Annotated in this window: 6 protein-coding genes and 1 pseudogene; 6 read left to right on the top strand and 1 reads right to left on the bottom strand. The window is 66.0% G+C overall.

The features are described from left to right. Nucleotides 1-826: 826 nt before the first annotated feature. From ACFW9O_RS36475 to ACFW9O_RS36490, 4 genes are all read left to right on the top strand, one after another. Nucleotides 827-1,366, top strand: coding sequence for a DUF6907 domain-containing protein (locus ACFW9O_RS36475; protein ID WP_384615460.1), 540 nt, complete (start codon nt 827-829; stop codon nt 1,364-1,366). Beyond that, nucleotides 1,363-1,992 carry a hypothetical protein gene (locus ACFW9O_RS36480; protein ID WP_384615462.1) on the top strand — a complete coding sequence of 210 codons (630 nt, stop codon included), beginning with the start codon at nt 1,363-1,365 and terminating at the stop codon, nt 1,990-1,992. Before ACFW9O_RS36475 ends, ACFW9O_RS36480 begins: the two co-directional genes overlap by 4 nt. A gap of 185 nt (nt 1,993-2,177) precedes the next feature. Continuing rightward, nucleotides 2,178-2,669 (top strand): hypothetical protein, encoded by a 492-nt coding sequence (locus ACFW9O_RS36485; protein WP_384615465.1) that lies wholly within the window; start codon nt 2,178-2,180, stop codon nt 2,667-2,669. Between the two features lie 547 nt (nt 2,670-3,216). After that, the gene (locus tag ACFW9O_RS36490) at nt 3,217-4,215 is read left to right on the top strand and encodes an alpha/beta hydrolase (RefSeq protein ID WP_384615467.1); all 999 of its coding nucleotides are present in this window, start codon (nt 3,217-3,219) and stop codon (nt 4,213-4,215) included. A 93-nt stretch (nt 4,216-4,308) separates the two neighbouring features. Here ACFW9O_RS36490 and ACFW9O_RS36495 read toward each other — a convergent pair whose 3' ends face one another. Continuing rightward, nucleotides 4,309-5,391: an RNAseH domain-containing protein gene (locus ACFW9O_RS36495; RefSeq protein WP_384615469.1), complete on the bottom strand. Its 1,083-nt coding sequence runs from the start codon at nt 5,389-5,391 to the stop codon at nt 4,309-4,311. A 360-nt stretch (nt 5,392-5,751) separates the two neighbouring features. Here ACFW9O_RS36495 and ACFW9O_RS36500 point away from each other — a divergent pair, with 360 nt between their 5' ends. Further along, on the top strand, nt 5,752-6,138 hold the full coding sequence (locus ACFW9O_RS36500; RefSeq protein WP_384615471.1) for a hypothetical protein: 387 nt from the start codon (nt 5,752-5,754) through the stop codon (nt 6,136-6,138). A 101-nt stretch (nt 6,139-6,239) separates the two neighbouring features. Then, a pseudogene (locus tag ACFW9O_RS36505) lies at nt 6,240-6,542 on the top strand (transposase family protein); the annotation flags it as partial. Nucleotides 6,543-6,694 lie beyond the last annotated feature (152 nt).

The following is a 6,694-nucleotide window of genomic DNA, read 5'->3' on the forward strand; positions in this document are numbered from 1 at the left end:
GCGCCTGTCGGCTCTTAGGTTGGGCCTGACGCCCCAACTCCGGCCTGACGGCCGGAAGGTGCGGGGGTGTCATGCCTGACGGCATGACAGTGGGTTGGGTTCGGGCCTGGCGGCCCGATGGGTGGTGGGGTGTCAGGCCTGGCGGCCTGACTGTGGGTTGGGATGGTGGGCGGGTTTTGCCCCTGGCGGGGCAAAGGGTTTTGTGGGTTCTGGCTTGATGACTTGTGAGGTGTCATGCCTGACGGCATGACAGTGGGTTGGGGTGGGTGGTATTGCCCCCTTCCCTGTCGGTCAGGGGTTGGTTGTATGCGCCTGCCGGCGCTGTTGATGTCATTTTTGTTTTTGGGCAATGATTTGATTTGGCGTCTCTCTCCGTGGGGGCTTTTTTGAGGGTTCGTCGTGCTCCTGGTGGGTGGTGCGGGGTGGCCTGCTGGCGTCGGGCGTGCGGGTACCACGGTTCTGTGTGCTGGGTGGTGGTGTGCTGGGTGGTGGTGTGCTGGATTTACGCCCTGCCTCAGGGGGTGCGGGGTGAGTCTGGGGTGCGGGGCTACGCCCTCGCGGGTGGTGGAGCTGTTTGTGTCCTTGGGCTGTGCCGGCAGGTGTGGCCGGCTCCGGTAAGTGGCTCCGTCCTCTGTATTCCTTTCGACCCGGGAGTCTTCTGGTGTCCCTTGCTGTGTCTGAATCAACTGCCTGTGAAGCGGGCTGTTCTGGGCTGACCGCTGTACGGCTGGCTGCGTATGAGGACGGCCGTCCTCTCCTGCCCCGTCTGCCTGGTCTGGGTGTGCATCTGTGCCGTGAGCTGCCGGGAGTGGGTGGTGTGCCGGGGATGGTGCTTCGTCTGAGCGAGGACCAGTGGGTTCTTGTGCTTTCCCCGGATCTTGGTGTTGAGGCGCAGGAGCGGGTGGTGTCCGCTCTCTTCGCGAAGAAGCTGGGGGTGCATGCTGAGCGTCCTCTGGTGATCATGCGTCGTGACGCCGGCTTCCGGGGCCCTCACCTGACGTGGTGTCCAGCCGGATGCGTCACCGATCACTCGGATGATGTCCGGCGGGGAACCTTTCTTGCTGACCTGTCCCACAGAATTGGTACTTCGGCGGTGATGACGCTTGCGGTGTGGGACGCGCGGCAGAGCGCGGTGGAGGCGCCGGTCCTGTCCGGGCAGATCGGTGTTGATCCTTACTGTGAGGATCCCGAGCGGGCGGTGCCGCACGTCAGCCTTCAGGTGTTCGAGGATGAGTGGATGGAGTGCCTCGGGCCCCAGGAGCTGGATGCGGTGACCGCGAAGGTGCGATCACACCTGACAGTGCTGGAGGATCTCAGCGAGAGACTTGTCGAGGCTCGCGCGAGCTACCGGGGGGTGCGCTCATGAGCAGCGGTTCGGTTCGTTCGTGCCCGGCTCTGGGTGGCGCCTGCAAGACGGATCATGCGAAATGCTCCGGCAGCGCCCACACTGCGTTCGAGTTCGCGGTCACCGTGGAAGGGCAGAACGGGGCGCGGCTGGAAGCGGAACTTGTCGAGATGGATCCCGAGGAGGGGTACCCGCGGAAGTTCGCGATCTGGGCGCAGCTGTGCGGTGAGTTCATGGAGCTGGAAGCAGCCGCGGACGTCAGGAGGATGCAGGAGGGGATATATGCGTTCCTGCAGGGGCTGGCGCCGCTGGCCGAGAGGCTCGATGAGGAGCAGGGCGACGGCGGGCAGGTGCGGGCTGAGCAGGAGGGCGAGTTCTTCGGGCCCGAGTACACGCTCGGTGTTCCCGGAGAGCCGGAGGTATTGCTGGCTCAGTTGTTCCGCAGTGAGACCGGCCATGCTCCTGCAGTGGCGTCCTTCCACGGCCCAGGACTGGCAGCAGACCTGGATGCTGGCCAGACCCGCGCGTTCGCGATGCGGCTGCGGCGGATGGCTGATGACGTGGACCGGTTGGCGGTGAGGCTGGACCTGTTCCCGGCCGAGCAGCGTCCAGAAACCAGGGCGGTACTCGGCAAGGCGGTGGTCTGAGGGTAGGGGTGAGATCAGGACAAGTGTGGCGGGGCCGGGCCGTACAGGGTGGGACACCCCTGACCGCTGATGAACAACCATGGACAACGATGACCGGCAACAACCCCTGTCGGGGGCTGGCGGAACCTCGCCGCTCTGCGGTCCTCGTCCGTTTCGGACCGACGGCGGTGCGCCACACTCCCCGTATGCCGAGCTTTCAGCACAGGAAGGCCGTAGGCGACCCGCACGAGCTGCGGGTCGCCCGAGAACTCACTTGGCGCGGATGGGACGTCAACGCTTGGGGCCAGGGCGTGTTGACCGGCCCGGTCCGATCCGCACTCCGGGGGACGTCCAGCGCGTTGCGCTGGACCCCTGGCCTGATCGCCGCCAAGGAGCAGCAGATCGCGCTGATCGACTGCAAGAGCCGGATGACCAGCCGCTCCACCGGCCGCCATGCTGTGGAGCGGGCCGCGGTAACCGCCCACCTCCAGTTGGTGGCCTGGACACTGCTCCCCGTCTACTACGTCTTCGACAGCCTGGACGTGCTCACGCCCTACGAGGTGCTGACGACCGGCCGGTACGGCCCGTACTCGAATGCGGGGTCCGGTTCCCCGTACTACCTCGTCAGCGCAGACCGTGCTCTGGCCTTCGACAGCATCTTCGGAGCCGAGCAAGCCACCGGGCTGTCCGCTGCCTGATCTGCTCACGTGTCGGTGGGCTGACGCGCTGGTAGTTGCAACGCGCGGCTGCGGCGTACCGGACTCCGCGCGTGCGCGGTCCTTGAAGAGCGTACGAGGAGGCGTCCGTGACGACGAGCAGCGCAGAGTCCCGGGCCAGACAGCCCTGATTACGGCTTGTCCTACAAAGGCGCCCCCTGGGCAGACCCGGAGCCCATCGATGACCCCGATGCGTGGGAGCTGGACTTCCGGGAGGACGATCCGAATGACGACACCTCGGAAGCTCTATGGGAAGCGTCCCACCGAGAAGGGCTCATCACCCGCGAGCAGTTCCCGAGGCCGTTCCTCAGGAGGAAGCCATCGCGTCGGCGGTGGCAGAAGCTCCGCGCCGGCCTGGCCGACCCGGACATGCCTGCGGAAGCACGAGCAGTGGACGGGCGCGCCTTGGCGTCCGAGGCTGCTTTTGATCCCCTTGCGCCACGCTGGACTATGACGAGGAAGTGATCGAGTCTGCCGTCCGTGTGCGGACGAGTTAAAGGTGGCGGGGCCGTCGGTCGATTACTCGGATATGTCGCGCACACGCCGCACCGTTCTCACGACTGGGGCCCTGCTGGGCGCCGGAGCTCTCCTTGGCGCCGCCGCCCCGGCCGGTGCCACCGGCAAGGTTCTCGCCGAACGCCGCCTGAACGACCGGCTGGTCGAACTGACCATGGAGTCCCCGGCTCTCGGCGGCCGGAGCACGGTGGCCCTGCTGACACCGCGCGGCTGGGATCGGCGCCGCCCCGGCGACCGCTGGCCCACTCTCTATCTGTTTGCGGGCGGAGACGGCGACCACACGACCTGGACAAGCCTGTTCGAAGTGCAGGACCTGGCGGAGCTGCGTGACGTCCTGGTGGTGATGCCGGGCATGCCGCTGTTCGGTTTCTGGACCGACTGGTGGAACCACGGGAAAGGAGGCTCCCCCCGGGTACGTACGTACTTCCTCCGCGAAGTCGTGCCCTTGGTGGAACGGGACTACGGCGCCGGGCCCAACAGGGCAGCAGCTGGCGAGTCCCAGGGCGGCTTCGGTGCCCTGGGACTCGCCGCCCGTATCACGGGACTGTTCGGCGCCGTCGCCGCTTTCGGGGCACCCGTGCACCCGGTCCGGCACCCGGAGATGTGGCTCTCCGGTGCGAAGTTCGTCGGCGTGGACGGCTACGCGGTCTTCGGTGACCCCTCGAAGCAGTGGAAGACCTGGCTCGACTGGGATCCGTACCATCACGCCCGGGGACTACGTCACACACCCGTCTACCTGGCATCCGGTGACGGAACGCCCGGCCCGCTCGACGGCGACGAGCCCGATCCCCACATCCCCGGCACCGAGAAATGGGTCGCGCTCGCCGACGACGGCGTCGTATCCGTCACCGAGGCCGTGTGCGGTGAGGAGACCCGGATGCTCAGCAGCCGTCTCACGTCTATGGGAGCACCCGTAACCACCCACATCTATCCAGGTGGGCACAGCGGCACCTACGGCTACAGGGAACTGCGCCGCGCTCTGCCGATGCTGACGGCGGCGCTGCGCCGGTGACACTCGCTTGGCCGAGTGCCGTGTACCAGGCTCAGAACAGTCCGATCATGCCGGGCCTGGTCACGGCAGCGCTCAGTATCGATCTCCAAGCGGCTACTGCTCGGTGGTGCCAGTGTCCGCGCTGTCGGCTTCGTTGAACTCTTCCATCGAGTCGGCTTCCATGAGGGCCGAATTGGGTGCCGTTCGTCGGTACTGCGGGTGGTCGAGATCCATCTGTTGGGCGGCGTGCAGCGGCAGCGGGTAGCGGGTGCGCTGTGCCCATGCGAGGGGTTTGTGGCAGAGGCGGGCCGCCAGGGAGGCGAGGGCTTCTCGGTCGATGCCGTCGGCTGTGGAAACGGGATAGATCTCGGTCGCGTTCATGGTGTACCAGTTGGGGGAGACTTCGCTCTTGAGCTTGTCTTCTTTCGATCCGAAGACCGCAGTCCAGCGTGTCTTCTTCTCTCCCATGCGGCCGGAACCGCTGCCGTCGAACTGGTGAGGGACGTTGGATAGGTACCAGGCAGAGTTCTTGAGGTCGGGGGTTGCCTGGTAGAAGACGCTCGTGGTGGCGAGCTTGGATGTCGCGATGCCGTCCTTGAGGACTGTGACGCCTGTCGGTGCGGGGACCTCTGCGGACTTGTTCACCCGTACGACTGCAAAAGGCTTTTGCTCCTCGTCCAGGGGGCTTCCCGGCAGCCATGTGGTGCCAGTGTGTGGGGTTTCGCCCTGGTGGACGTTCTGGAGGCCCTTCCACAGTCTGCGGGTCGCTACCGCGTCCACCATGACGGTGTACGCAGTGGTGCCGATGAAGCCTCGGAGTTCGCCCAGTGCCAGGTCGATCTCCTTGGCGGCCTTTACACACCCATCGATGCTGTCGTCCAGTTCGGTGAGCTTGCCGGCAGGGTAGTCGGTGGCGTGGAAGGCAGCAGCGGCCTGGTGGTAGGGCAGCCAGCGGCGGTCGGTGTAGCTCCAGCCGTACATGGTCCATGCCTCACCTTCAAGCGCCGACGGTACGACGGCAGCGGCGGTGATGCACATCTTGGCGTTCCGTTCGCCCTTCTGCTTGGCCTGCCGGCGTACGTGGATTCCGACGTGGGCGACCTTGTCTGCACGGTGGGGCCCCAGGTCGTCGACCAGGACGTCGTCCACGCGTGTATCGAGGATGCCGAGCTGCCTGGAGAGGTCCAGGAGCGACATGAGGGCGGGGAAGTCCTTAGGGGGGCGGACTGGCTTCTTCGTCCTGCGCGCGGCCATGTATTGCACGACGATCCCGCGGTGGGTGAGGATCCGTCGGGTCTGGAACTTCGCGTCGTCTTTTTCAAGGACCTCCGGTGCCTCGGCGGGCTCGTGGTGTTCCGCCTCGGTGTCGCTGCCTTCTTCGCCACCGTCGGGTGACCATTGTGTCTCCGCCCACGCCCCGACGAGTGTCCCCGGGTCGGTTCGAAGGCTGTCCAGGTCGTCGATGAGCTGTGCGCGGCAGATGGAACCAGCAGGTGGATCGCGTTCGGCAGCAGCGGTGGCGTTGTGATCTGGGACCTTGCCTCACGCGAGGTACTGATGGAACTGCGCATCCCCCGGCAGAGGACCGATGTGAAGGCTTTGGCTGTGGTTCAAAGCGGCGGCATGACGCTACTGGCCGCAGCCACCAGAGAACGCATCCAGACCTGGGACACAGCGTCCTGGGCGCCCCAGGCCTGCATCGCCGCACCGTGGACCAAATCCCTGGCTGCTGTGCCACTGTCCGCCACTCACCACCTCCTGGCCAGCGGCAGCGGTCACGCATTGAACCTGTGGGATCCCCTCACCGCAGAGAACCTCCACACCCTCGTCACCGCCGCACCCATCGAAGCCATCACCACCCTGCGCGACAACGGCACGCTCCTACTAGGTATTGGAGGGCCAGCAGGCTTCACCACTCTTGATGTCAACATCCCCCCGCCCTGACCCCAGTCGCCCCTCCCTCACACCGGGTGCACGGCGTCGCAACCAAACTGACACTCCCCCGCAGACCGTCACCAGGTCCACCCAGGGCCACCAACGCTCTTCGTGCACACGCCTGGCGAGAATCGGACCTGCCCGCCATCGCGTCCGGGACAACGGTCATCGCAGACGGCGCCTGCCTGGGAACCGGACTGATCGTCCCGCACCGCAGAAGAGCCGGACGCCCACTCCTGCGCGGCCAGGAGGAGGACAACACTGAACACCGACGCGTCCGCGCCCGCGTCGAGCACACGTTCGCCCGCATGAAGAACTGGAAAATCCTCCGCGACTGCCGCCAGAAAGGAGACGGCCTCCACCACGCCGTCCAAGCCGTCGCCACTATGCACAACCTCGCCATGGCAGGCTGAAGCACCAGGTCAAACGCCACCCCGGCCTGCCCACACCCACCCTTCTGCAACAACCTTTAAAGCGTGTTGCAGAACGCTACGAACTGGGCATTTCCTGTGTATGCGTGGGGTGTTGAGGGTCGAGGCGTCGTGGGTTGAGGCGTTCACGGGTC

This window comes from Streptomyces sp. NPDC059499 (assembly GCF_042749285.1).
Lineage (GTDB): Bacteria > Actinomycetota > Actinomycetes > Streptomycetales > Streptomycetaceae > Streptomyces.

Bases quoted from the DNA above. Each gene is read 5' to 3' on its own strand.
- ACFW9O_RS36475 (WP_384615460.1), top strand. From the start codon at position 827: ATGGTGCTTCGTCTGAGCGAGGACCAGTGGGTTCTTGTGCTTTCCCCG.
- ACFW9O_RS36480 (WP_384615462.1), top strand. From the start codon at position 1,363: ATGAGCAGCGGTTCGGTTCGTTCGTGCCCGGCTCTGGGTGGCGCCTGC.
- ACFW9O_RS36485 (WP_384615465.1), top strand. From the start codon at position 2,178: ATGCCGAGCTTTCAGCACAGGAAGGCCGTAGGCGACCCGCACGAGCTG.
- ACFW9O_RS36490 (WP_384615467.1), top strand. From the start codon at position 3,217: ATGTCGCGCACACGCCGCACCGTTCTCACGACTGGGGCCCTGCTGGGC.
- ACFW9O_RS36495 (WP_384615469.1), bottom strand. From the start codon at position 5,391: ATGTCGCTCCTGGACCTCTCCAGGCAGCTCGGCATCCTCGATACACGC.
- ACFW9O_RS36500 (WP_384615471.1), top strand. From the start codon at position 5,752: ATGGAACTGCGCATCCCCCGGCAGAGGACCGATGTGAAGGCTTTGGCT.